Source organism: Paenibacillus salivarius (assembly GCF_051307165.1).
Taxonomy (GTDB): domain Bacteria; phylum Bacillota; class Bacilli; order Paenibacillales; family Paenibacillaceae; genus Fontibacillus.
The window spans coordinates 1,652,843-1,677,070 of the sequence record NZ_CP195592.1; the positions used below are offsets into that span (position 1 = coordinate 1,652,843).

Here is a 24,228-nt window from a genome sequence, read left to right on the forward strand (position 1 = left end):
TTAGGTTTCTTGCACGAGCACCTTGACGTCGTCCGTTCTTTCTGACGGATGACGTCACCCATTTCATATTTATCTTCGGGAGATGATTGACAATGAACCAGCATCGAAAGTGGGCGGCCGTATTATCGCTCATCGGTATGGGGTTTGGTCAACTATATAATCGGCAAATCATTAAAGGGCTGCTGCTCTTTATCGTTCATTTGCTAGGTATCACAGTGGCCATGGCAGCACCTAAAGCTATTTGGGGCTTGGTGACACTGGGTGAGCAGGCGGACCATCTTGAGAAAGTGGGCAAGCTTTATGTCAATGTTCGCGGGGATCACTCGATCTTTCTGATGATCGAAGGCATTATCATCATTTTAGCCCTGTTCATTTGGCTTGCATTCTATATAGCAAATGTTAAGGATGCTTATAAAGTTGGAAGTATGCGTGAACAAGGTTTAGCGGCGCCGCGTTTTTCGGATACCCTTCAATATCTTGGCGGGGTTAAATTCCCCCAAATGATCATATCCATTCCTGTCCTGCTCGTTATTTTCTTTACCGTGATGCCCATATTTTTCATGGTTTTGCTCGCATTTACGAATTACTCCGCACCGAATTATTTGCCTCCGGCCAAGCTCGTAAGCTGGATTGGGCTGGATGGATTTAAGGATATTTTTACGATTAAAGCATGGAACCAGACTTTCTTTGGAGTAGCGTTCTGGACGCTTGTTTGGACGATATGCGCGACCTTGACTACATTTGCGGGCGGTTTTGCCGCTGCTCTGATGGTGCAGAAGAAAGGTATACGATTTAAGGGCTTTTGGCGGACGCTTTTTATTATTCCTTATGCAATCCCTCAGTTCATTTCATTGTTGATCATGCGAAATATGTTCAATGGACAATTCGGGCCGATCAATCAATATCTAGCTTATTTTGGCCTTGGCGGCTTACCGTGGCTAACCGATCCGTTCTGGGCCAAGTTTACGGTTATTATCGTTAATATCTGGATTGGTTTCCCTATCACCATGCTGATGGTTATCGGTATTTTATCGACGATATCGAAGGATTTATATGAAGCTGCGGAAATTGACGGAGCCACACCCGTGCAACAATTCGGCAACATTACTTTTCCTTCCGTCATGCTTTCTTTCGGACCGCTCCTCGTCATGTCGTTTGCCGGCAACATCAACAACTTTAATTTGATCTACCTCCTGACGAATGGTAACCCTGCTAATCCAAACTACCAATCTGCAGGCAGTACAGATATTTTGATAACCTGGCTGTACAAATTGACGATGGACAGCGGCAAATACAATTTCGCCTCGATTATCGGCATTTTTATTTTCATCATTGTGGCGTCCTTCGCCGTTACCAATGTTCGTCGTACGAAAGCATTCAAGGAGGAGGATGACTACAGATGATAACGTCAAAGCGCAAATTTAGTATGGGCAATCTATTCTGCTACCTGGGGCTGATTCTTCTCGGTATTGCATGCGTATACCCGGCTTTATGGGTCGTTATGTCCTCCGTCCGTCCGGGCAATGCCTTGTACAGCGAGACTTTGATTCCGTCCTCGTTCACGCTGGAGCATTATCGTGAATTGTTCGATAAGTACCCCTTTGGACAGTGGTTTTTGAATACGTTCAAGGTCGCTCTTTTCACAATGATTTTCAGCACGATCCTGGTGACGATTACTGGCTATGTATTCTCACGGTTTCGTTTTAAAGGCCGTAAAAAATTAATGTTGGGCCTGCTTGTGATCGGGATGTTTCCGGGCTTTATGAGCATGATTGCGGTTTATATTTTGTTAATGCAGCTGCAATTGCTGGATACTCATCTATCGTTAATTCTGGTCTATTCCGCCGGGGCGCCGATGGGATATCTGTATGTTAAAAGCTACTTCGATACCATTCCGCAGAGCTTGGTGGATGCGGCAAAAATAGACGGGGCGGGACATTTAACCGTATTTCGGCGCATCATTCTTCCGCTATCCAAGCCGATGCTGGTCTACATTGCGTTGACTTCCTTCAGCAGCGGATTTGTCGATTTTATCTTTGCCAACATGGTGCTCAGCACACCGGAAAATCAGACGCTGGCCGTAGGCTTGTTCCGTATAGTACAAGGCAGGTCCGCAACGGAATTTACGTTGTTTGCAGCAGGCTGTGTACTGGTCGCCGTACCGCTGACCTTATTGTTTGTATTCTTGCAGCGTTATTTGGTTGAAGGACTCATGGCGGGAGCGGATAAGGGTTAATTCGCAAATATCGGCAGGGGACATTACCAATCAAAGGGAGTTGAGAAATCGGCATGGTATTAGAAGCTGTTTATCATCGGTCCAACGATTGTTGGGCTTACGGATATAATGAACGCTCGGTTCATGTGCGCATTCGCACGAAAAGAGCGGATATCGATAAAATTGAAGTGCTCTATGGAGACAAATGCAAGCCGTGGGGAGATATGCAGTATAAACAAATGGACTTCCTGGCTTATGACGAGCTTTATGACTATTGGCAGGCTGAAGTAGAGCCGCCTTACGGCAGACTGGCCTATTGCTTTCTTATAATCAAGGGGGAGGAGCGGATTTGGTTCTCTGAAAAAGGCTTCGATATCCAAATGCCGCTAGAGCATTTAGGCTGCTTTGAATTTCCTTACTTGCACCCGATCGATCTGCAAAGTCCGCCGGACTGGGCGAAGAACGCCATATTTTATCAGATCTTTCCGGAACGTTTTGCTAATGGCGATACGTCCAATGATCCGGAAGGAACGCTTCCGTGGGGAGGTAAACCGGAATACCGCAATTTCTTCGGCGGCGATTTGCAAGGGGTCATTGACCGTCTGGATTATTTAGCCGATTTAGGGATAACTGCGATCTATTTCAATCCTATATTTGAAGCGCCGGCCAATCATAAATACGATACGCAGGACTACATGAGAATCGATCCCCATTTCGGATCTAAAGAAACGCTGAAAGAATTAGTGCGCTCCTGCCATGAGCGAGGGATTCGCGTCATTTTGGACGGAGTATTCAACCATTCCGGCGTTACGTGGCCACAGTTTCAAGATGTTGTGAAAAAAGGTCCGGACTCTCCGTATTACGGCTGGTTTCACATACAGGAATGGCCGCTTCAAGTGGTAGACGGCATTCCGACATATAAGACATTTGCTTTTGAGAAGACGATGCCAAAACTGAATACCGCCAATCCGGAAGTGCGCGATTATTTTCTTCAGGTAGGCCGTTACTGGATACAAGAGACGGATATGGACGGATGGCGATTGGATGTTGCTAATGAGGCGGATCATGCCTTTTGGAGAGAATTCGCGAAAGCGGTTAAAGAAGTCAAACCGGATGCTTATATTTTAGGCGAGGTATGGCATGACGGAATGAAGTTCCTGCAAGGAGACCAGTTCCATGCCGTGATGAATTACCCCGTTTCCAACGCGATTCTCGATTTCTTTGTATTTCATCATGAAGACGCACACGCTTTTGCGACAAAACTGGGGAGGTATTTGGCCAGATATCCGCAGCAAGTGAATGAAGCTTCATTTAATCATTTGGATACGCATGATACGGTACGGTTGCTGACCTTGTGCGGGAATGACAAAGCAAAAATGAAATTGGCTGTAGCCTTTCAGTTTACTTTTATCGGGGCGCCTAGTATTTATTACGGGGATGAAATTGGTCTGGACGGGGAATTTGATCCGGATAACCGGAAGTGTATGATCTGGGAGAAAGAACATCAGGACCGGGCTTTGTTTGCCTTTTATAAGAAGTGCATTCAACTGCGTAAAACTCATCCTGCGCTGGTTACAGGGGCTTTTCGAATTCAATCGGCCGAGAAGGACTCGCCGGTGTTCGTTTATGAACGCCAGAAAGGAGAAGATCATCTTATCATTGCTATGAATGCCTCTTCTTCACCAAGCGCGGTGACCGTTTCTTTGCTTGATGGAGTCTGGAAGGTAGCGGAAGTGTTGGAACGTGGGGACAGATCCGTGAGTGATCAACCTTATAAAGGTGAGTTTAAAGCCGAGCTCGGTCCCTATGGTTTTCATATTTTATACAAAAACTGACTTGTACCTGCGAACTGTACTGCCAAATAGAAATAGAGGAGTGCTGAAAATCATGCAAACGAGTGAGAAAATTCACCCGGATCAAATAGAGAGCGAATCTGTCTCGATTTACCGTGATATTGGTCCGTATAAGGGGTATGAATGGAAGGACAAATATGTCATGATCCATGGAGAGCATGGAAATCTTACCGTAAAGCTGGTGACGCCGGATATTGTTAGAATATCCTGTTCACTAGAGGGGGCTCAACTGGAGCCTTCAATGGGATTGTTACCTTATGAACCTCTTGGAGGCTGGCATGTTATTGAGATGGATCATGAATTGGAACTTTACGGAGGGCATATTGTCCTCGTTGTAGATATAGCTGCCTTGTCTTTCAAGGTGAAAACTTCTCAAGGGAAGCCATGCGGGTCCTACCTGTTGTCCTACTCGGAAACCAGGTTGCGGTGTCAGGGGAGTATGGATGATGATGCGATGATATATGGACTTGGCGAAACTACGGGATATTTAAATAAACGTGGAGAAAGGTACACGATGTGGAATTCCGATGTGTTCGACCCGCATGTGCCGGATATGGAGTCTCTATATCAGTCGATTCCGCTTCTGATTCACCATACTTCCGACAATACGTTTGGATTGTTTATCGATCATCCGGGAAAGACGGTTATAGATTTGCGCGAAGAGGCGGATCGTTATTTTGTTGAAACGGTCAACGGAGAAATGGATTTGTATCTCATCGGGGGTCCGGAGCTAAAGGATGTCGTTGCGAATTATTCGACACTAACCGGGAAAATGCCGCTTCCGCCCTTATGGTCTCTAGGCTATCAGCAATCGAGATTCAGCTATATGAATCAGGAGGAAGTGATCCGGCTCGCACACCATTTCAGGTTCAAAAAAATTCCGTGCGACGTTATTTATCTTGATATTCATTATATGGATGAATACAAAGTGTTCACCTTTGATAAGGAACGGTTTCCCGATCCGGAAGGCATGATGAGGGAACTTAAGGAACTGGGATTCCGTATCGTGCCTATTGTCGATCCTGGCGTTAAAGTTCAGCAGGGATACGAGATTTATGAACAGGGACTTGAAGCGGGACGCTTTTGTCGAACTCCTGATGGAAAAGAGTATGTCGGCGACGTATGGCCGGGTCCAAGCGTCTTTCCTGACTTTACGGAGGAAGGCACGCGTGAATGGTGGGGAGCGCTTCATCGATTTTATGTAGATTACGGAATCAGCGGGATATGGAACGATATGAATGAGCCAAGCGTCTTTAATTCCGTGACCAAAACAATGGATGAACATGTAATTCACCGTAATGACGGTAGCCCCAAAACACACGGAGAGATGCACAACGTTTACGGTTTGCTCATGAGTCAGGCAACCTATGAAGGAATGGCGAAGCTGCTGCAAGGAGAAAGACCGTTCGTGCTGACAAGAGCAGGGTACGCCGGTATTCAGCGATATGCCGCAGTATGGACGGGAGATAACCGGAGCTATTGGGACCATATGCGAATGTCGATGTCGATGGGATTGAATCTCGGGCTTTCCGGGGTGGCTTTTAGCGGAGCGGACATCGGCGGGTTTATGCACCATGCGTCAGGAGAGCTGCTAACCAGATGGACCCAGCTTGGCGTATTCACTCCGTTCTGTAGAAACCATAGTGCTATCGATACCCGTAACCAGGAGCCATGGACCTTTAATGATGAGGTCGAAGAAATTTGCCGGAAGTATATTGAATTAAGATACCGGATGCTTCCCTATCTTTATTCTCTTTTTTATGAATCAACCTGCACAGGGCTTCCTATTATGCGTCCATTAGTGCTTGAGTTCCCAAAGGATCGCAATACGTATCATCTGTCCGATCAGTTTCTATTCGGAAAAGATTTGTTGGTTGCGCCAATCTATGAACCAGGCAAGCAACATAGGACGGTCTATTTGCCAGAGGGCCCCTGGTTCGACTACTGGAACGGAACGCGATATGAGGGAGGCGAGCACATCATCACCCATGCGCCGCTGGATGTATTGCCGCTATTTGTTCGGGCTGGAGCTATTTTACCCCAAACACGTCTTGTTCAGCATACGGGCCATGCTATGTGGCAGGAGCTGGATATACATCTTTATGCTCAAGGGACCAACAATACTTTTGCGCTTTATGAGGATGACGGGATTAGTACCCAGAATCTTCAAGGTGACTATAACCTGATTCAAATTCGTACGGATCAGAACGGAAATGATCGGCGCTTTACCATTCATGCTGCTTTTGAGGTCTGCGGATTGCGGCAAGACGATAAATCCTTACGGTTCAAAATTCATCATCTCCCTTTTATTCCGATGTCTGTAAGTCTTCTGTCAAAGGTTCATGAAATGAAGCATCTTGAGGAGCGGAGTTCAGGATGGTATTATGACAAACAGGACAATCATCTGTATATTAAGAAGCCGTTGGCGGGTTTACAGGAGGTTGAATTTATCGTTGAGGGTTAATGGGAGGTTAGCGGACAATGCTTCATCAATTTTCACGGACAGAGCTCGCAATCGGAGCTGAAGGCCTGGATATTTTGAAAAATAGTACGGTGGCGGTGCTTGGGATCGGGGGCGTCGGCGCGATGGCGGTCGAAGGACTGGCCAGAACCGGAATCGGACGGATTATCCTGATCGATAAAGACGTGGTGGATATCACGAATATTAACCGGCAAATTCACGCCTTGACGACGACGATCGGCCAGAAGAAGGCGGATCTGATGTGTGAACGGGTGAAGCTGATCAATCCGGAATGCGAGACCATCGCTTTGAACATGTTTTATACGGAAGAAACGTATGAAGAATTGTTCAAATACGATATCGACTATGTCCTGGATGCTTCCGATACGATCATATACAAAATCCATCTGATCAAGGAATGTCGTAAACGCGGGATTCCGATCCTCTCCAGCATGGGAGCGGCCAACAAGATGGATCCGACCAAGTTTCAGGTCGCCGACATTTCCAAGACCCATATGGACCCGATGGCCCGCGTGATCCGTACCAAGCTGCGGGAAGACGGCATCAAAAAAGGAGTAAAGGTCGTGTTCTCCACAGAGCCGCCGGTTAAACCGCGGGCTGACGTCACGGAGAAGATCGCACCGGCCGGGGCCAAGATTCGTAAAGCCAAACAGCCGCCGGCGAGCAATTCGTTCGTTCCGCCGGTCGTAGGGCTGATTATGGTGAGTGTAGCCGTTAAAGAACTGCTTGAAGCGGGACAAGCCAAGGGATGATCCCTGGGGGTTCGAAACCGGGAGAAAGCACCGGAAGAGCCGATTTAACTTAAAGACGCAGATTCGATCGTGCATCGGATCTGCGTCTTGTTGTTATTCGCTTTTTTCAGGAACGAATGCTATAATATAACTCCTTTTGACTTCGGAACAGAATGCCGGAGAGCAGACGGAATATAACCTTAGGAGGTAACTGAAAGTGGAACATTTTCAAAGTGCCTATCAAGAAGAGAAAGAGCGGCTGGACCGCACTCTCCGTGATATTGACAGCCAGCTGAAGGCGCTCAGGAGCATTCCCGTCTATACGGGGCATGACTTCACCGAGCAAGTGTTGGAGGCGGGCAGGGAATCTCACAGGCAGCAGCTCGAGCGCTCGTTCCGTGAGCCGTATTTCGGACGGCTGGATTTTGAGGAGCAGGGCAAGGAAGCGCAGCCCCTTTATATCGGCAAAGTGGGCGTCGGGGATCAAGACGGCGGAAAACCGGTCGTCATCGATTGGCGCGCTCCGGTAGCGAGTTTGTTTTATTCCTTTACGGGCGGCGATTCGGCTTCCTATGAGGCACCGGAAGGACTGATCGAGGGGCTCGTATATTTGAAGCGGAACATTGTCATCCGCAAAGGAATTCTGGAGCGGGTGGTAGACACCTATAACAAAGACAGCGAAGGGCCGGCCGTGTCCGATGAGTTCCTCGTTTACCGTCTAGGCGAAAATAAAGACAACCGTCTCCGTGACATCGTCTCTACGATTCAGGCGGAGCAGGATCTGATCATTCGCGCGGCGCGAAATACCGCGCTGATCATTCAAGGTGTGGCCGGCAGCGGAAAAACTACGGTAGCGTTGCATAGGCTCGCTTTTTTGCTGTATCAGTATAAAGAACAAATCAAGGCGGAGCGGATGGTTATCTTTGCTCCCAACCACATGTTCATCGATTATATTTCCGAAGTATTGCCGGAACTCGGCGTCGGTGATATTCAGCAAAGCACCTTCGGCGACTGGGCGGCCAAGGTACTCGGGCTGGATCAGGCACCGGCGGACGGATCGGAAACGTTGGCCCGCTGGTTTGATACCGGGGATTTACGCGAGGGCGCGTGGAACGACAGTGACCTGCCGGGCCGGTATAAGGGGGCCGTCTCTTTTAAGTCGATTCTGGAATGTTATTTGACCCGAGTGGAATCGGGCTGCGTACCGGATACGGACTTTGAGCCGTGGGACGGGGCGAAGCTGTCCCGGAATACGATCGTCGAATGGTTCGAAGGGGAATACAAGCACTACCCGGTTGCCCGGCGCAAAGAACGCGTGCTGGCCCGGATTCACCGGTGGGTGGAGATGGAATTGAAAAAGTCGCCTTCTACGGCTGCTTTAAAGGAACGGAAGAAAAAGGCGCAGCAGCGGGAAAAGGCTTACGCCAAGAAGTGGCCTGAGCTGGAGGCCGTGGCCTTATACAAAGGTTTGTTCCAATCGGCATCCACTGCGAAAGGTCAGCTTTCCGATAAAGATGATGCTGATGCCGAGATTTTGAGCATTCCGAAGCCCATTCTTAAAGAAACCAACGCCTATTTGAAAAAAGGGATCCTCAAAGAGGAGGATCTCGCGGCATTGCTTTATTTGCACTCGCGGGTTCATGAAATCGAGAGCAAGCTGACCTTCGACCATGTGGTGATCGATGAAGCGCAGGATTTCAGCCCCTTGCAGGTGGCGGTGCTCGACAGGTTCGTAAAAGGTCATTCTTTCACCATCCTGGGCGATTTGTCACAAGGGATTCATTACTATAAAGGAGTCCGGAGCTGGGAAGAAATGCAGGCGCTGTTCGCGCCGGAGGAGACGGCTTATTTTGCTTTGACAAGAAGTTACCGGTCGACGATGGAGATCATTGACTTTGCGAATGAAATATTGAAGCGGGGCGTTGAAACGAATTTGCTGGCCGTGCCGGTGTTCCGCAGCGGAGAACCGGTCCGGTTAAGACCGGCCGCAGGAGACGAACGTCTGACGGCTATATCGGAAGCATTGAGGCAAGTCATGACGGGCAGCCATCGTACGGTAGCCTTACTGACCCGCACGATGGAGGAAGCGGAGCATTTGCATGCCCATTTGAATGAAGCGGGCACTGCCGCCAACTTGATCGGCGGAGATCAGAGGCAGTATGCCGGCGGAATTTCCGTTTTGCCTGTATATCTGTCCAAGGGACTGGAATTCGACGCCGTCATCGTGACGGACGTGGACCGGGAACACTATGGGCCGAAGGACGCCCGCCTTTTATATGTGGGCTGCACCCGGGCACTGCATGAGTTATGGCTGATGCATGGGAACGAGCTGCCGGATTACGTTCCGGATCCGGAGGAATTGTCGAAGGCTGGGAAGTAATTCAGGTGTTCTATTAACTGTTCCCGATAAAATCCTCCAGGTCGCGGTCGGCTTTGCTTTGGTTACATTCATTGCAGGCACAGACACAGTTTACAGGGGTGGTATGGCCTCCTTTTGCTTTGGGCAGCAGATGATCGATCGTATCCCCGTAATTGCCGCAGAAAAAACAAGTGTGTCGATCCCTGGCCAGGATGTAGCGGCGAAAGGCTTTGTTGCTGTAGAGCCGGCGGATCGTATTCCGGTTCACAACGACGGCGGCATGCTCTTGCACCAGAGTGACGGCCAGTTCCAGGTCGATCTCCTGATGCCAGCGGCTGCCCTTATCCGTGCGTCCGCGCATGCGGATCTTACCCTGGCGGTTCGGACGCAATACGGAGGCGTCCGGGCCTTCTACCGGAAGCGGCGCAGGAATCATGCGTTTCGCATTTTTTGGGGGAGCGGCGACCGGCGGGATCCGGTGGACCGGATTTCGTGCGGCATGATCTGTGATGGGCCGCGGATCAGCCGCAATTACTGCGGTCTGTTCCAGGCTCTTCAGCTGGGCCCGGCAGCTGCGGCAAGTGCCGCGCCGTGAGCCCTTGGCCGAGCGTTTTCCTGTTCTTCTGAGGAAATCGGATAACGGTTTGTTTTCGCCGCAGCGGGCGCAGCGTTTGAAGCCGGCGGCTATCTCCGCGGCGTTCTGTTGCGTTCTTGGTTCATTAGGATTAGTCGGCATCATCCGGTCACCTCGGCTTAGTGAAATTTCCTTAGTCGTTTTCGGTCTTTATGTATATTATACCTGTGGTGAGTCACTTCTCCTACAGAACGGCTAATTCCCTTATCCCTAATGCTTCATAAACCAAATAGAGGCCGCCCGTATACTGAAAACGGGTCGGCCTCTAGGTTTATACAGTTGAATTGGCTTATTCGGTAACTGCCGCCGCTTCTCTAAGAGAAGAGCGCATTTTACATACGATTTTGCGGATGCTTTCATCGGACAGAAAAAACCTTTCCGCCAGATCGCTGACTGAATGTCCGGTACGATATAGCCGGAAGATTTCTTCGTTTCTTTTTGCCATTGATGTGCGGGTTCCACTGAGTTCCCCCCAGAGCGCTCTCGAGCAATCCGGTTTGGGAATATAGAGCAGTTCGCCTTGAATGTAATCTTGAAGCTCCTTCAGTAGCCTAGGGGGAAGCACATCCTTCCCGTTTTTGTAGTTCACGATCATGATCCTCCTTGATCCGTTCTGTTGTTAACGGTGTTAGTTGGAATAATTGAGTGTACATGGTCGTAAATCCCCCTTTCGGCATTGTATTTGCGTATATTTTAACACAGAGAATTCCAAACGGAAATAAGAGGGGCTAAAAGCCCCTCGTTGTACGGCTTCCGCGTTACGCGGAAACCACCTCATTCACTGAAATCACTTCGATCAGCCCCCTTTCCAGTGATTCGTCGGCCCGACATCTATATTAACTCATATATCCGTTTGGGAAGGAAGCTAAAGAACGTTTATAAATGTTTTTTACCAGGCATGTGCTAGAATAGTAAACAGTGGTTAATCAAAGATTCAAGGAAGTGAAATGATGGACTTATTTTCTTACTCCCGGGAAAACGATCCCTCCGGACGGCTGCTGGCGGACCGGATGCGGCCGACAACCCTGGACGAATATATAGGGCAGGAAAGCATCATCGGGCCCGGAAAATTGCTGCGGCGGGCGATTGAAGCGGACCAGATTTCTTCGATTCTGCTGTATGGACCTCCAGGCTGCGGAAAAACGACGCTCGCGCATATTATATCGAATCATACCCAGGCGGAATTCGTACGCCTCAATGCGGTCGACGCTTCCGTAAAGGATGTTCGCGAGGTTATCGAAAAAGCGCAGAACGATAAATCGTTTTACGGCACGAAAACGATCCTGTTCCTCGATGAAGTACACCGTTTCAATAGTTCGCGGCAGGACGCCCTGCTTCCGGCGGTGGAGAAGGGAACGATCATCTTTATCGGCGCGACGACGGAAAATCCGTTCCACTATGTCAACGGGGCCTTGCTGAGCCGTTCGACGCTCTTTCAGCTGGAGCCGCTGACGAAGGAGCATTCGCTGATCGCGATGCGCCGTGCGCTGAGCGATCGGGACAAAGGCCTCGGCTTCATGAAGCTCGAGGCCTCGGACGAGGCGCTCCAGCACATCGCCGAGATGGCCAACGGCGATATCCGCCGGGCCCTGAACGCGCTGGAGCTGGCCGCGATGACGACGCCGCCGGAAACGGACGGCACCGTCCGCATTACGCTGGAGGTGGCGGAAGAGTCGATCCGCCGCCCGCTGGTCAAAGCGGATGAGTCGACGCAGTACGACGTCCTCTCCGCATTTCACAAGAGCATCCGCGGCTCCAGCGATGCCGCGTTGTTCTGGTTTCTCTACGCGGTAGAGAAACTGGGCATGGACCCGATGACGTTCCTCCGGCGGCTGATCGCCGCCGCGAGCGAGGACATCGGGCTGGCGAACCCGCAGGCCATGGTGCAGGCGGTAAGCGCTTTGGAGGCTTACCGCAACAACGGCTGGCCTGAAGCGAAGCTGAACATCGCCCAGGCGATCCTGTTCGCCGTGGAGAGCCCGAAATCGAACGCCGTCGTCGCGGCGATTTCGAACGCCATGGCGGCGATGGACGAGGTGAAATCCGCCGAGGTGCCGCTGCACTTGCGGGACGCCCACTACAAAGGTGCGGTCAAGCTCGGGCATACGGGCTACAAATACCCGCATGATTACCCCGGCCACTACGTGAAGCAGGACTATTTACCGGAGAACCTGGCGGGACGGACATTTTATCGGGCCACCGAGCAGGGGAACGAGAGCAAAATCAAGCATAATCAGGAACTGCGCCGAAGAGAGAAGTAGCCCGGCCCGGTTCTTCGAGCCAAGAGAAAAGCTGAAATAACGGGAATTTCTCCGGTTATTTCAGCTTTTTTTAGGATAAGGCGAAAAATAACAGGAAAACCTCCCGCTAATCTCCACCCCTAACGTGCAAATGTACGTTTTAGGTGAAAATAACGGGAGGTTTTCCTTTTAATGTCCGGATAAACCCAGTATACGCTGGTTTAAAGGGTGATTTTCCCTATAAATAAGTTCTCCGGAACTCGCACTCGGGCCGCTTTAGCGTAGATCAAACCAGCTTATCTATGACGCCCGAGCTCAGGCACGGGCAGTTTTTCTGCTTTTTCGATAATCCCGCCGCCGAGACATACCTCGCCATCGTAGAAAACGACGGCTTGGCCAGGCGTAATGGCTTTCTGAGGTTCGTCAAACTGCACGAACAAAGTGCCGTCCGGCTGCGGCGTCACAGTTACGCCCTGGTCAGGCTGACGGTAACGGAACTTGGCGGTGCACTTGAATGGATCATTCGGGAGCTTGTCCGCCCCCGCGATCCAGTTGATTCCCGAAGCGGTGAGCCCGGTGGAGTACAGGCTAGGATGTTTGTCGCCCTGCACTACGTACAGGATGTTGCTTTCCAAATCTTTTTCCGCGACGAACCAAGGTTCTCCGGAACCGGATCCGCCGATGCCCAATCCTTGGCGTTGGCCCAGCGTATAATACATCAGGCCGTCATGCCGCCCCTTGACTTCGCCGGTGACGATATCGACCATTTCACCGGATTTGGCCGGGAGGTAATGGCTCAGAAATTCGCGGAAATTGCGTTCGCCGATGAAGCAGACGCCGGTGCTGTCTTTTTTCTTGGCCGTGTACAATCCGGCTTCTTCCGCAATCCGCCGCACTTCCGGCTTCGGTAGATGCCCGATCGGAAACATTGCCTTGGATAGCTGTTCCTGATTCAATGCGTTCAGGAAGTAGGTTTGGTCTTTATTGCCGTCGACGCCTCTCAGCAGCTTGAAAGCCCCGTCTTCTTCCACGACGCGGGCATAATGGCCTGTCGCCACATAGTCCGCTCCCAGATCGAGCGCTTTGTTCAAGAACTCCCCGAATTTGATTTCGCGGTTGCACATGACATCGGGATTGGGAGTACGGCCACGCTTATATTCATCGAGGAAATAGGAAAATACTTTATCGTAGTACTCCTTCTCGAAATTAACGGTATAGTAAGGGATATCGATTTGCTCGCATACCCGGCGGACGTCTTCGGCATCGGCCTCCGCCGTGCAATAGCCGAATTCGTCGGTATCGTCCCAGTTTTTCATGAATATGCCGATCACGTCGTACCCTTGCTGTTTCAGGAGAAGCGCGGTTACCGAGGAATCGACGCCTCCGGACATACCGACAACGACGCGGGTTTCGTGTTTGGGTTTAGTCATTTGATCACTCCTCATTCGTTCAGGCGCCTAGGCCTGACGCTATTTTACCACAGGACACGAAGACGTTCGAATGAACGATGACACTGCGGTATTTTTTACAATGTGTTAAAATTTGTCCACCGGTGGCGAACAAAATGTAATTTTATCTGCCGAATTGTTTTCCAAAACGACACGGGATATGGTACGATAAACAAAGGTTAATGATAGGAATAGGTGTATTTAGAGGCGGTACTATCGTAACCTTTATTGATCAAAGTTCAATTATATAAAGATTATTTGAAAATTGAAAGAGGTGGCTTCTTTGAAGATTTCCACAAAGGGACGCTATGGCCTGACGATAATGATGGAGTTGGCCGCAAAATACGGTGAAGGGCCGACTTCCCTCAAGAGCATTGCCGAAAAAAACCAGTTATCCGAGCATTACCTGGAGCAACTGATCGCACCGCTGCGCAATGCCGGTCTGGTCAAGAGCGTTCGCGGCGCTTACGGTGGATATATTTTGTCCCGTGAAGCAAGCGATATTACAGCCGGAGAAATTATCCGCGTGTTGGAAGGCCCGATTTCCCCGGTCGATTTCACGGAAGAAGACGACCCGGCGAAGCGCGATTTGTGGCTGAGAATTCGAGACAGCATCGCCGAAGTATTGGATTCCACCACGCTCGAGAATCTGATTACGTTCGAAGAGCAGGGCGCCAAAGAAAATTACATGTTTTACATTTAAAATGGATAAAATACGAAAAAACCCGATCGGTTCATCGGGTTTTTTCTTTTTTGCATGAAAGTAATGGTTGGACAATTCGGATACCTCCCTCTGATTCGGGGAAGGATGCTTTGTAAGTATTCCGTATAGGTTTGCTGGGCCCGAATTCCTTTGTTTATAATCAGGGTAGATTTTTGCGGTAAAGTCGTTTACACTGTACTTCTACGTCGTTTGGATTCCTATAAAAGTACCCTTTGAACAAGGTGATGCAAAGATGAAGAATATATATTTGGATCATGCGGCTTCGACCCCCGTTCACCCCGAGGTGGCGGAGACGATGCTTGACGTCCTGCGAGGGCAATACGGCAACGCTTCGAGCATCCATGCCTTTGGCCGGGCCGCCAAAAGACTGGTCAATGGAGCCCGGGACAGTATTTCCCGGTTTGTCGGATGCCGTCCCGCCGAATTGGTATTTACGAGCGGCGGCACGGAAAGCGACAACTTGGCTTTGTTCGGCGTGGCCGAAGCCCGTTCGGATCGGGGACGCCATATTATCACTACGGCGATCGAGCATCATGCCGTCCTTCACGCATGCCGTAAACTGGAAAAACTAGGATATGAAGTTACATATTTACCTGTCGACCGTTATGGCCAAATCCATGCCGCTCAAATCGAGGAAGCGATTCGTCCGGATACGATTTTGGTCAGCGTCATGTACGGCAACAATGAAGTCGGGACGCTGCAGCCGATCGAGGAAATCGGAAAAATAACCTCTTCGAAGGAAGTTGCTTTTCATGTGGATGCGGTTCAGGCGTTGGGTGCGGTGCCGATAAGTTTAAACGAGCTCCCCGTTGATTTCATGAGCTTCTCTTCCCATAAAATAAACGGCCCTCAAGGAATTGGCGCATTATATGTCCGCGGAGAACATCTGATCGAACCTTTGCTGCACGGCGGCTTGCAAGAACGTAAACGTCGTGCTGGAACGGAAAACATGGCGGGGATCGCCGGGTTTGCCAAAGCGGCGGAGCTTGCCGCGGCGGCTCTTCCCGAACGGGCGGCCCATGACGAAAAGATGCGTGCCGCATTTCTTTCGGCATTGGAGCATCGCATCGGGCAGGACCGTTTTCGCTTGAACGGACACCCGACGGACCGGCTCCCGCATATCGTAAATGTCAGCTTTCCGGAGTGCGATACGGAGACGATGCTGATGAACCTCGATATGGAAGGGATTGCCGTAGCCAGCGGTTCCGCATGCTCTTCGGGCTCCATTGAACCTTCGCACGTCCTGGAAGCGATGCATTTGCCTGAAAACTTTTTGCGCACCGCGATTCGATTCAGCTTTGGTTTGGGTAATACTACTGAAGAAATGGAATATACCGCCGAAAAAATTGAAACCATCCTGGAACGTCTTCGTAAAAGAAGGTAACTGGGCGGCTTTTGCAATTTTTTCGGAGGGAGGAAAGTTTCGGTTTCAGACTCAGGAGACTGCCACAGTGGGAGGACCTATTGCTGATGAAGCTTCAAGAGATGATAGGCCTGTCCGTATTTGACATCGAAGACGGCAAGCAGATCGGTAAGGTTTCAGATTTTCTGCTGGATTCCGGCTGGAAAATCACGGGCATTCAATTGGAGGGGAAAGCGATGTTTTCCTCCAGTATCAAAGCGGTGCTCTGGGAAGATATCGTCGCATACGGCGAAGATGCCGTAATGATTCGCAATCAACAGGCGATCCGAAAAGTGGAAGCCGAGAATATACAACTGACATTTGCATCAGGCAACGGCAGAATGAAAGAGCTTCCTGTCCTTACCGAGGACGGGACGATGATAGGACATGTTTCGGATGTTTATTTTGACCAGGAAATGGGAAACACAATTACTGGAATCGAAGTTAGTGACGGGTTTATCTCCGATCTGATGGAAGGGCGAAAAGTGCTGCCTTTTACTCCCGAAATGACGAAGGGCGAAAATGCGATCATAGTGCCTCCGAACAGCGAGCAGCGGCTGGAGAACCCTATGAATTCTGTTAACGGATAGGTGATCAATGAGTATGAAATGTCCAAATTGCAGCTCCAAAGATATCGGAAAAATCGGATCCCATCAATTTTATTGCTGGGGATGCTTTATCGAATTAACAGTGAACGGCGAGAAAATGTCGGTTTACCAGGTTGAAGAAGACGGTACGCTGAGCTCGCTCGACGACTTGTTTTTTGGCGAAGAGTTTCCGCAGGATTTTCCGCAAGCGCATTTGTCATAACATATCGGATTATAAAAGCTCTATTCCGGTCCATCGGAAGGAGCTTTTTGCTTTTTACCGCCCGCATTGGATCAGCCTGATGATTATTTTTGTCCCCGGGGGCATATACTTTGAGCATAGCTGGTCCGACTCCGAGTTCGGGAGGGGGTTAACAAGTGGAGCCGTTCATGAAAAGCAAAATGTTCCGCTATGGGGTTTGGCTGCTGCTGGGGCTCATTATTTTGTATTTTGTATGGTTGCTTCGGCCGATGTTCTTCCTGGTTTATGGATTTTTGAAAGCCATTTTATCTCCGTTCATCATTGCGATCATCATTTCCTATGTGCTCAATCCTGTCGTTCGAATGCTCGGAGGGCGAAAAGTGCCGCGAACGGTTGCCGTGCTGCTGATTTACGCCGTGTTTTTGACCAGCCTGTCCGTCATTTTGATGAACGTCATCCCCATGTTCGTGGAGCAGCTCGAGGAGCTTGGCGAGCACTTGCCCGAACTGACTTTACATACGCAGCAGCTGATGAACAGGTGGGATAACAGTATTTTGCCGGGAAGCATCCGGATGGGAATGAACAATTGGTTTTTTCAATTTGAGCACCGGCTGGCCGCTTCCATTTCCAGCTTTTTGAACAATATCGGGACGACGATCGGCGTCGTATTCAACGCGTTTATCGTACCGTTCCTCATTTTTTATATGCTGAAGGACTTCGAAACCTTTGAGAGGCTGATCCTGCGATATCTTCCGAAATCCCGGCGCAAATCGATCGTGACCCTGTTAAAAGAAATCGATGAGGCGCTCGGCAATTACGTGCGGGGGCAGCTGCTTGTCTGCGTGATCATCGGCGTGCTCGCGTATATCGGCTATATGATTATCGGCATGCCGTTCGCGCTGTTGCTTGCCGGCATCGTCGCCGTCTGCAATATCATCCCGTACCTCGGACCCTTTTTGGGAGCCGCACCTGCGGCGGTCATGGCTACGACCATCTCGTGGAAAATGGTGCTTATGGTCCTGCTGGTCAACCTGATCTGCCAGCTGGTCGAGAGCAACGTGATTTCTCCGCAGGTCGTCGGGAGAACCTTGCACCTGCATCCGATGCTGATTATTTTCGCGTTGCTCGTCGGGGGAGAAATCGGCGGGATTCCCGGACTGGTGCTTGCGGTGCCGTTTTTTGCGGTCGGTAAGGTCATAATCCAGCATTTTTATGCTTACTATGTCAGAAGAAAAACGGTGTAGGGCAATGGCGAAGCAGGACAGGGACCGGATTGACAGCGGACTGGCCCTGCTTATATACTAAAAATGATTTGTTTTTATGAGGGCATATATTTAAAAACGTTGACGAAAAAAAGTATGTTCGCAGCTGATTTTCACAGAGAAGGCGTTCCTTCGTCCGGGTGCTTCGGGCTTTCATGTCCTAGGTCACCCGACGCTGGCTGGAAGAACCCGATGATCGCCGAACAGAAAGCTGTTTTCCGAGTGTGAGTTCAAAATTCACCGGGGGGTTCCCGTTACCGGACCGATGAAGGCGATCGTTTCTTTCGGCTCGTGCGTTTGCGGGTGAAGAGGCGATAACCAGGGTGGTACCGCGAGACAATCGTCCCTGATTTTCAGGGGCGTTTTTTTATTTTTTGGCGGTGGCCAGGTCTGAATCTTATATTAGCGGGAAAATCTCCTGCTAATTGTACCGGGAATAAACCGGAGTGACGAATGAACTGGAAATTCTCCCTTTAATTTTGCCGGGTCGTCTTCATTTGATGGACATATAGGAATTTAGCGGGAAGAATTACCATTATTTTGTTTCAAATGCTGAATTGATTCGAAATAGCGGGAGAAATTCCTGTTATGCAAGATTTCCGTTTCCGCTCCCGGTCCCTTTCGGTATTAAAAAAGTAAACCAAGCTTAGGAGGAATATAAATGAAATCAAGTGAAATCCGCTCCAAATGGCTGGAGTTCTTCGCCAGCAAAGGGCATAAAATCGAACCGAGCGCTTCGCTCGTGCCCCACAACGACCCTTCCCTACTGTGGATCAACGCGGGGATGGCACCGCTGAAGCAGTATTTCGACGGCCGGGTAAAGCCGGAAAATCCGCGGATTGCCAACTCCCAAAAGTGCATTCGCACCAACGACATCGAAAATGTCGGCAAGACGCGCCGGCACCATACGTTTTTTGAAATGCTCGGCAATTTCTCGATCGGCGATTATTTCAAGGAAGAAACGATTACATGGGCATGGGAGTTTCTGACCGGCAAAGACTGGATCGGTTTCGATCCGGACCGCCTGTCCGTGACCGTATACCCCGAAGACGAAGAGGCGTTTAAGCTGTGGAACGAAAAAATCGGTATCCCTGCGGAACGCATCATCAAGCTGGAAGACAACTTCTGGGACATCGGCGAGGGGCCGTGCGGACCTTGTACGGAAATTTTCTATGACCGCGGGGACGCCTACGGCGATCTGTCGGATCCGGAATGCTATCCTGGCGGCGAGAACGAACGTTTCCTGGAAGTGTGGAACCTTGTATTTTCCCAGTTTAACCATAACAAAGACGGCAGCTATACACCGCTTCCGAACAAAAACATCGATACCGGCGCCGGTTTGGAGCGCTTTGCTTCCATTTTGCAAAACGTCAACTCCAACTTTGACACCGATTTGTTCCAACCGATCATCCTTAAAACGGCTTCGCTGACAGGCGTGAAATACGGCGAAAAAGAAGAGTCGGACGTCGCTCTGAAGGTCATTGCAGACCATGTTCGTACGGTTGCTTTCGCGGTGGCGGACGGGGTGCTTCCTTCCAATGAAGGCCGCGGTTACGTCATTCGCCGGTTGCTCCGCCGCGCGGTACGCTACGGGAAGCTGATCGGACTGGATAAGCCGTTCATGTTCCAACTCGTGGAAACGGTCGGCGAAATTATGGGCAGCTACTATACGGACGTCGTTACAAAACGCGAATTCATTGAAAAAGTGATTCATAACGAAGAGGAACGTTTCCATGAAACGCTTAGCGACGGGCTTGCGATTCTCGCGGAGATCAGCGCGGACGCCAAAGCGGCGGGACGTACGCTGATCGGCGGCGCAGACGCGTTTAAATTATACGATACGTACGGATTCCCGCTTGATTTGACGGAGGACTTTGCGGCTGAGCAGGGGCTTGGCGTCGACCGCGAAGGCTTTGAAGCGGCGATGGAAGAGCAGCGCGAGCGTGCCCGTGCCGCCCGTCACGATAGCGGAAGCATGAAGGTGCAGGGCGGCGTGCTGTCCGACTTCACGACTAAAGCGGAATTCGTTGGATATAATGAATTGGAAGCGAACACCGAAATTGTGGCGATCGTTTTTGAAGACGGGTTTGTCGATGTGTTGAGCGAAGGGCAGACGGGACAAGTTATTTTGGCGAAAACTCCGTTTTATGCCGAAAGCGGCGGCCAGGTCAGCGACCAGGGAACCATCCGAAGCGAGAACGGCAGCGCGGAAGTACAGGGCCTGTACAAGGCGCCGCATGGCCAGCACGTTCATCAAGTAACGGTTACTTCTGGCGAACTGCGCACCGGTTCGGAAGCCGTTGCGGAAGTGAACCGGGAAATGCGCCGGGATATCGTGAAGAACCACACGGCGACCCACTTGCTCCACAAAGCACTCAAGGAGACGCTTGGAGAGCATGTAAACCAGGCGGGCTCTCTCGTGGAGCCGCAGCGGCTGCGGTTCGACTTCTCCCATCTCGGCAGCATTTCGCCGGAAGAGCTTACCGAAATCGAGCGTAGAGTCAATGAGCAGATTTGGAACTCGCTGGATGTCGTTATCGAGCTGAAGCCGATCGACGAAGCGAAAGCGATGGGGGCCATGGCTCTCTTCGGGGAGAAATACGGCGATATCGTCCGCGTCGTTCAGGTCGGCGGATATAGCCTTGAGCTTTGCGGCGGCTGCCATGTGAACAACACTTCGGAAATCGGCTTGTTCAAACTTGTCAGCGAGAGCGGGATCGGTTCCGGGGTTCGCCGGATCGAAGCTGTGACAGGCCGCGGCGCGTACCTGTTCATGGACGGTCAATTGGATCTGCTCAAGCAATCGGCGGGATTGCTGAAGTCGAATGTGGCCGATGTGCCGAAGCGGATTGAAGGATTGTATCAGCAAATCAAAGAATTGGGCCGCGAAAACGAATCGCTGCAAAGCAAGCTTAGCGCGATCGAAGCCGGAGAGCTTACGGATAAGGTCATCGCTGTTGGCGAAACCAAGCTTCTTTCCGCAAAAGTTCAAGCAGGCAGCATGGATGCGCTCCGCGGGCTTGCGGATGAATTGAAAGCGAAGCTGCCGGACACCGTGCTTGTTCTCGGCGCAGCGATGGACGACAAGGTTAATTTTGTTGTCGTTGTGCCGCAAGACGAAGTGAAGCGCGGACTGCATGCCGGCAAGCTCGTCAAGGAAGTTGCCGCGGTTTGCGGCGGCGGAGGCGGCGGACGCCCGGATATGGCCCAGGCAGGCGGCAAGGACGTGTCCAAGCTGGATGAAGCCCTCAAACTTCCGGAGAACTGGATCGCCCAGCAGGGATAAAGTTTTTTGGATTCGGCGCCGAAAGGCCAATATATAACTACATCATGAACAAAAAGTCGGCTTTTCAGCACCGAGAAGGTTGGATGAAGGAAGGAGTGAGGAGCGGAGCGTAGGCAAAACCTACGTGAGCACCGGAGCGACTGGCTGAATTCAAGATTCGATGCCGAATGAACAGCCTAGAAATACTTCGTGATCAAAAGCCGACTTTTTGGCTACCTTTAAGGGAAAATTTCCTTGTGGGGGTCATGATGTGGTATAGTAGTGTTAGTTAAGACCAAATTCCGGTAATTTTTTTGCCGGAAGGTCTGAGAGAAGCGAGGTGTCATCATGGACTCCATGGACAAAACGGTCAAGTTTAACGTGACTGGCGACGAGCAAGAGGCTTCGGCCAAGGAAATCCTTCTCTCGGTATACGATGCGCTGCAAGAGAAGGATTACAATCCGATCAACCAGATTGTCGGTTACTTATTGTCCGGGGACCCGGCATACATTCCGCGCCACAACAATGCAAGAAGTTTGGTCCGCAAGAAAGAGCGCGATGAACTGATTGAAGAGCTGGTCAGATACTATCTTGCCGGCCACCGTTAGGAGATGGCATGAAGATATTAGGTTTGGACTACGGAGACCGACGAATCGGCGTTGCGGTCAGCGATGCCTTCGGCTGGACCGCCCAGGGTCTCACGGTCATCGAACGCCGCCAGCCCGGCGGCGACATTGACCAAATTGCAAGGCTGGTTACCGAGCATGAGGTCACGGAAGTGGTTGTTGGCCTTCCGAAGAACATGAATGGTTCCATCGGACCCAGGGGAGAATTGTGTATGGCCTTTGCCGAGGAATTGAAGGCAGCTCTTCAAATTCCCGTTCATTTATGGGATGAGCGTTTGACGACGGTATCCGCCCATCGAACCTTGATCGAAGCGGATGTCAGCCGGAAAAAACGCAAAGGGGTCGTTGATAAAATGGCCGCAAGTCTGATTTTGCAAAATTATTTGGACTCTAAGAGTCAAAGGTGAGGGTGATCGCACATGTCTAAAGATCGTATCGGTAATGAAGAAGAACCGGAAATCATTTACATCCCCGATGATGAGGGCAATGAAGAAGAATTTGAAGTCATCATGAAATTCGAAGTTGACGGTTCGGACGCCAAGTATATGATGGTCGTTCCTTTGGATTCCGCTGATCATGAAGATGAAGAGAGCGAAGAAGTATACGCATTCCGCTACGAGGAAGACGGAGATGACCTGAAGCTGTACACGATTGAAAGCGACGAAGAGTGGGAAATCGTCGAGGAGACGTTCAACACGCTGATCGACGAGTTTGACGGGGAGGATGACCGTGACTGATTTTTCGGCAGACAAGGTCGTTTGGACTTCGCGCGTTACCGATGCCTTCGGTTCCGTGGTAGAGCTGCAGGAGGATTCCGGCAAATCCGCTTTTTACACGGTCGAGAAGGAATTTGACGTCGCCGGCTCGTCTTACGCGGTGCTTCGCCCCGACAATGACCGAGACGAAGAAGAACCGGAAATCTTCAAAGTGGTGACGGGGCCGGACGGAACGCTCGAACTCGCGACGATCGATGATGATGACGAATGGGAAAATGTTTCAGAATTGTATGATGAATTAACCTTCCCGGAATAGACTGGGCGGGCTTATTATGGTAATATAGATCGGACCAAGAAGGGCGGGACAACCGCTCTTTTTGAATTGTCTGCAGTATAAGAGGGGTTGAGCCGTTGAAGAAAGCGATGAAATGGTTATTCTCGATCATTCTGATCCTGGCGGTCATTGGTGCGGCCGGAGGCTATTATGTGTACAACGAAATGCAGCCTGTCGGCAAATCCGGATCAGCCGTCAAATTAACGATTGAACCCGGGACCGGAACGAGCCGGATTGCCGATATGCTTGAAACTCAAGGCCTGATTAAAAATTCATTATTTTTCCGGACATATTTGAAGTGGAAATCCGAAGGGAGCCGGTTCCAGGCCGGCGTTTACGAATTGAATCCTGGCGTCACCTACGACGAAATTATCGCCAAACTGAACAGCGGAGACGTCGTCAAGGCGGAAATGATCCGGTTTACGATTCCCGAGGGATTCACGGTGACTCAAATGGCCGAGAAACTTGAGGAACAAGGCTATGCCGATAAAAAAACGTTTTTGGATCTGGCAGGACAGGCACAGGGGCTCCAAAACGAACTTCTGACCGAAATTCCTGCAGACGACCGGTTGACCTACCGTTTGGAAGGCTACCTGTTCCCCGAGACATACGAGTTGAAGAAGGGGAGCACGGAGGCGGAAATCGTGCAGCGGATGCTGGATGAGACGAAAAACCGGCTGGAGGCCATTCCGAATTTTCAAGCGAAGCTGGAGAAGCGGGGATTGGATCTGAACGAACTGATGACAGTAGCCTCCCTGGTCGAGCGCGAGGTTGTCGTCGATTCCGAACGGGCCAAGGTAGCGGGCGTGATTTATAACCGGCTTTCCAAAGGGATGAAGCTGGAAATCGACGCGACCGTCCAATATTTATTGGGAAAACCGAAGGAGCGGCTCTTGAATTCCGACCTTCGCAGTGAAGACAGTCCTTATAATACTTATTTGTACGAAGGGCTTCCGCCGGGGCCGATCGCGGCGCCAAGCCTTAAATCGATCGAAGCCGCGCTTGAGCCAGAAACGACGGAGTATTTATTTTACGTCACCAAGAAAGACGGCAGCGGGGAACACCTTTTTGCCAAAACATATCAGGAGCATCTAAAGAACATCAAGAATAGCAAGGCTACAGCCAAATAACCGAGGTGGATATAAAA

General features: G+C 50.5%; 21 protein-coding genes. 18 read left to right on the forward strand and 3 right to left on the reverse strand.

Annotated elements, in window-relative coordinates; all coding sequences use genetic code 11:
- Positions 1 to 92: 92 nt before the first annotated feature.
- The 6 genes from ACSFXJ_RS07325 to ACSFXJ_RS07350 all read left to right on the forward strand — a co-directional run bounded on the left by ACSFXJ_RS07325 (position 93) and on the right by ACSFXJ_RS07350 (position 9,661).
- Entirely contained in the window at positions 93 to 1,403 is a 1,311-nt protein-coding gene (locus ACSFXJ_RS07325; RefSeq protein WP_435924520.1) for a carbohydrate ABC transporter permease, read from the forward strand.
- The gene (locus ACSFXJ_RS07330; RefSeq protein ID WP_435924521.1) at positions 1,400 to 2,236 is read left to right on the forward strand and encodes a sugar ABC transporter permease; all 837 of its coding nucleotides are present in this window, start codon (positions 1,400 to 1,402) and stop codon (positions 2,234 to 2,236) included. Before ACSFXJ_RS07325 ends, ACSFXJ_RS07330 begins: the two co-directional genes overlap by 4 nt.
- A 53-nt stretch (positions 2,237 to 2,289) precedes the next feature.
- Positions 2,290 to 4,050 carry an alpha-glycosidase gene (locus ACSFXJ_RS07335; protein ID WP_435924522.1) on the forward strand — a complete coding sequence of 587 codons (1,761 nt, stop codon included), beginning with the start codon at positions 2,290 to 2,292 and terminating at the stop codon, positions 4,048 to 4,050.
- 52 nt (positions 4,051 to 4,102) lie between these two features.
- The gene (locus ACSFXJ_RS07340; RefSeq protein ID WP_435924523.1) at positions 4,103 to 6,532 is read left to right on the forward strand and encodes a TIM-barrel domain-containing protein; all 2,430 of its coding nucleotides are present in this window, start codon (positions 4,103 to 4,105) and stop codon (positions 6,530 to 6,532) included.
- A 17-nt stretch (positions 6,533 to 6,549) separates the two neighbouring features.
- Positions 6,550 to 7,302, forward strand: a complete 753-nt coding sequence (locus tag ACSFXJ_RS07345; protein WP_435924524.1) for a tRNA threonylcarbamoyladenosine dehydratase — start codon at positions 6,550 to 6,552, stop codon at positions 7,300 to 7,302.
- A gap of 196 nt (positions 7,303 to 7,498) precedes the next feature.
- A complete protein-coding gene (locus ACSFXJ_RS07350) occupies positions 7,499 to 9,661 on the forward strand; it encodes a HelD family protein (protein ID WP_435924525.1) in 2,163 nt (720 codons plus the stop codon).
- Between the two features lie 13 nt (positions 9,662 to 9,674).
- Here ACSFXJ_RS07350 and ACSFXJ_RS07355 read toward each other — a convergent pair whose 3' ends face one another.
- Together ACSFXJ_RS07355 and ACSFXJ_RS07360 are read right to left on the reverse strand one after the other, a co-directional pair.
- Positions 9,675 to 10,379 (reverse strand): HNH endonuclease, encoded by a 705-nt coding sequence (locus tag ACSFXJ_RS07355; RefSeq protein ID WP_435924526.1) that lies wholly within the window; start codon positions 10,377 to 10,379, stop codon positions 9,675 to 9,677.
- A gap of 184 nt (positions 10,380 to 10,563) precedes the next feature.
- On the reverse strand, positions 10,564 to 10,863 hold the full coding sequence (locus ACSFXJ_RS07360; protein WP_211020108.1) for a CD3324 family protein: 300 nt from the start codon (positions 10,861 to 10,863) through the stop codon (positions 10,564 to 10,566).
- A gap of 361 nt (positions 10,864 to 11,224) precedes the next feature.
- Here ACSFXJ_RS07360 and ACSFXJ_RS07365 point away from each other — a divergent pair, with 361 nt between their 5' ends.
- Positions 11,225 to 12,535: a replication-associated recombination protein A gene (locus ACSFXJ_RS07365; RefSeq protein WP_435925700.1), complete on the forward strand. Its 1,311-nt coding sequence runs from the start codon at positions 11,225 to 11,227 to the stop codon at positions 12,533 to 12,535.
- Positions 12,536 to 12,810: 275 nt separating this feature from the next.
- On the opposite strand, the gene mnmA is transcribed toward ACSFXJ_RS07365, so the two are convergent.
- A complete protein-coding gene (mnmA, locus tag ACSFXJ_RS07370; protein WP_435924527.1) occupies positions 12,811 to 13,944 on the reverse strand; it encodes a tRNA 2-thiouridine(34) synthase MnmA in 1,134 nt (377 codons plus the stop codon).
- Between the two features lie 301 nt (positions 13,945 to 14,245).
- On the opposite strand from mnmA, the gene cymR reads away from it, so the two are divergent.
- From cymR to mltG, 11 genes are all read left to right on the forward strand, one after another.
- On the forward strand, positions 14,246 to 14,665 hold the full coding sequence (gene cymR / locus ACSFXJ_RS07375; RefSeq protein ID WP_435924528.1) for a cysteine metabolism transcriptional regulator CymR: 420 nt from the start codon (positions 14,246 to 14,248) through the stop codon (positions 14,663 to 14,665).
- 253 nt (positions 14,666 to 14,918) lie between these two features.
- The gene (locus tag ACSFXJ_RS07380; RefSeq protein ID WP_435924529.1) at positions 14,919 to 16,070 is read left to right on the forward strand and encodes a cysteine desulfurase family protein; all 1,152 of its coding nucleotides are present in this window, start codon (positions 14,919 to 14,921) and stop codon (positions 16,068 to 16,070) included.
- An 86-nt stretch (positions 16,071 to 16,156) separates the two neighbouring features.
- Positions 16,157 to 16,678, forward strand: a complete 522-nt coding sequence (locus ACSFXJ_RS07385; RefSeq protein ID WP_435924530.1) for a PRC-barrel domain-containing protein — start codon at positions 16,157 to 16,159, stop codon at positions 16,676 to 16,678.
- Positions 16,679 to 16,691: 13 nt separating this feature from the next.
- On the forward strand, positions 16,692 to 16,898 hold the full coding sequence (locus tag ACSFXJ_RS07390) for a hypothetical protein (protein ID WP_435924531.1): 207 nt from the start codon (positions 16,692 to 16,694) through the stop codon (positions 16,896 to 16,898).
- A gap of 167 nt (positions 16,899 to 17,065) precedes the next feature.
- Entirely contained in the window at positions 17,066 to 18,121 is a 1,056-nt protein-coding gene (locus tag ACSFXJ_RS07395) for an AI-2E family transporter (protein ID WP_435925701.1), read from the forward strand.
- Positions 18,122 to 18,800: 679 nt separating this feature from the next.
- Positions 18,801 to 21,425 carry an alanine--tRNA ligase gene (alaS, locus tag ACSFXJ_RS07400; RefSeq protein WP_435924532.1) on the forward strand — a complete coding sequence of 875 codons (2,625 nt, stop codon included), beginning with the start codon at positions 18,801 to 18,803 and terminating at the stop codon, positions 21,423 to 21,425.
- A gap of 327 nt (positions 21,426 to 21,752) precedes the next feature.
- Entirely contained in the window at positions 21,753 to 22,013 is a 261-nt protein-coding gene (locus ACSFXJ_RS07405) for an IreB family regulatory phosphoprotein (RefSeq protein WP_435924533.1), read from the forward strand.
- 8 nt (positions 22,014 to 22,021) lie between these two features.
- A complete protein-coding gene (ruvX, locus tag ACSFXJ_RS07410) occupies positions 22,022 to 22,438 on the forward strand; it encodes a Holliday junction resolvase RuvX (protein WP_435924534.1) in 417 nt (138 codons plus the stop codon).
- A 12-nt stretch (positions 22,439 to 22,450) separates the two neighbouring features.
- Complete coding sequence (locus tag ACSFXJ_RS07415) at positions 22,451 to 22,768, forward strand: DUF1292 domain-containing protein (RefSeq protein ID WP_435924535.1); 318 nt, start codon at positions 22,451 to 22,453, stop codon at positions 22,766 to 22,768.
- The gene (locus tag ACSFXJ_RS07420; protein WP_435924536.1) at positions 22,755 to 23,063 is read left to right on the forward strand and encodes a DUF1292 domain-containing protein; all 309 of its coding nucleotides are present in this window, start codon (positions 22,755 to 22,757) and stop codon (positions 23,061 to 23,063) included. Before ACSFXJ_RS07415 ends, ACSFXJ_RS07420 begins: the two co-directional genes overlap by 14 nt.
- A gap of 95 nt (positions 23,064 to 23,158) precedes the next feature.
- Positions 23,159 to 24,211, forward strand: coding sequence for an endolytic transglycosylase MltG (mltG, locus tag ACSFXJ_RS07425; protein WP_435924537.1), 1,053 nt, complete (start codon positions 23,159 to 23,161; stop codon positions 24,209 to 24,211).
- The last annotated feature ends 17 nt before the right edge of the window (positions 24,212 to 24,228 follow it).

Coding starts and splice junctions, on each gene's coding strand:
- ACSFXJ_RS07325 (WP_435924520.1), top strand. CDS start 93: ATGAACCAGCATCGAAAGTGGGCGGCCGTATTATCGCTCATCGGTATG.
- ACSFXJ_RS07365 (WP_435925700.1), top strand. CDS start 11,225: ATGGACTTATTTTCTTACTCCCGGGAAAACGATCCCTCCGGACGGCTG.
- mnmA (WP_435924527.1), bottom strand. CDS start 13,944: ATGACTAAACCCAAACACGAAACCCGCGTCGTTGTCGGTATGTCCGGA.
- ACSFXJ_RS07330 (WP_435924521.1), top strand. CDS start 1,400: ATGATAACGTCAAAGCGCAAATTTAGTATGGGCAATCTATTCTGCTAC.
- ACSFXJ_RS07420 (WP_435924536.1), top strand. CDS start 22,755: ATGACCGTGACTGATTTTTCGGCAGACAAGGTCGTTTGGACTTCGCGC.
- ruvX (WP_435924534.1), top strand. CDS start 22,022: ATGAAGATATTAGGTTTGGACTACGGAGACCGACGAATCGGCGTTGCG.
- ACSFXJ_RS07395 (WP_435925701.1), top strand. CDS start 17,066: ATGAAAAGCAAAATGTTCCGCTATGGGGTTTGGCTGCTGCTGGGGCTC.
- ACSFXJ_RS07355 (WP_435924526.1), bottom strand. CDS start 10,379: ATGATGCCGACTAATCCTAATGAACCAAGAACGCAACAGAACGCCGCG.
- alaS (WP_435924532.1), top strand. CDS start 18,801: ATGAAATCAAGTGAAATCCGCTCCAAATGGCTGGAGTTCTTCGCCAGC.
- ACSFXJ_RS07345 (WP_435924524.1), top strand. CDS start 6,550: ATGCTTCATCAATTTTCACGGACAGAGCTCGCAATCGGAGCTGAAGGC.
- ACSFXJ_RS07340 (WP_435924523.1), top strand. CDS start 4,103: ATGCAAACGAGTGAGAAAATTCACCCGGATCAAATAGAGAGCGAATCT.
- ACSFXJ_RS07380 (WP_435924529.1), top strand. CDS start 14,919: ATGAAGAATATATATTTGGATCATGCGGCTTCGACCCCCGTTCACCCC.
- ACSFXJ_RS07390 (WP_435924531.1), top strand. CDS start 16,692: ATGAAATGTCCAAATTGCAGCTCCAAAGATATCGGAAAAATCGGATCC.
- ACSFXJ_RS07335 (WP_435924522.1), top strand. CDS start 2,290: ATGGTATTAGAAGCTGTTTATCATCGGTCCAACGATTGTTGGGCTTAC.
- ACSFXJ_RS07385 (WP_435924530.1), top strand. CDS start 16,157: ATGAAGCTTCAAGAGATGATAGGCCTGTCCGTATTTGACATCGAAGAC.
- ACSFXJ_RS07405 (WP_435924533.1), top strand. CDS start 21,753: ATGGACTCCATGGACAAAACGGTCAAGTTTAACGTGACTGGCGACGAG.
- ACSFXJ_RS07415 (WP_435924535.1), top strand. CDS start 22,451: ATGTCTAAAGATCGTATCGGTAATGAAGAAGAACCGGAAATCATTTAC.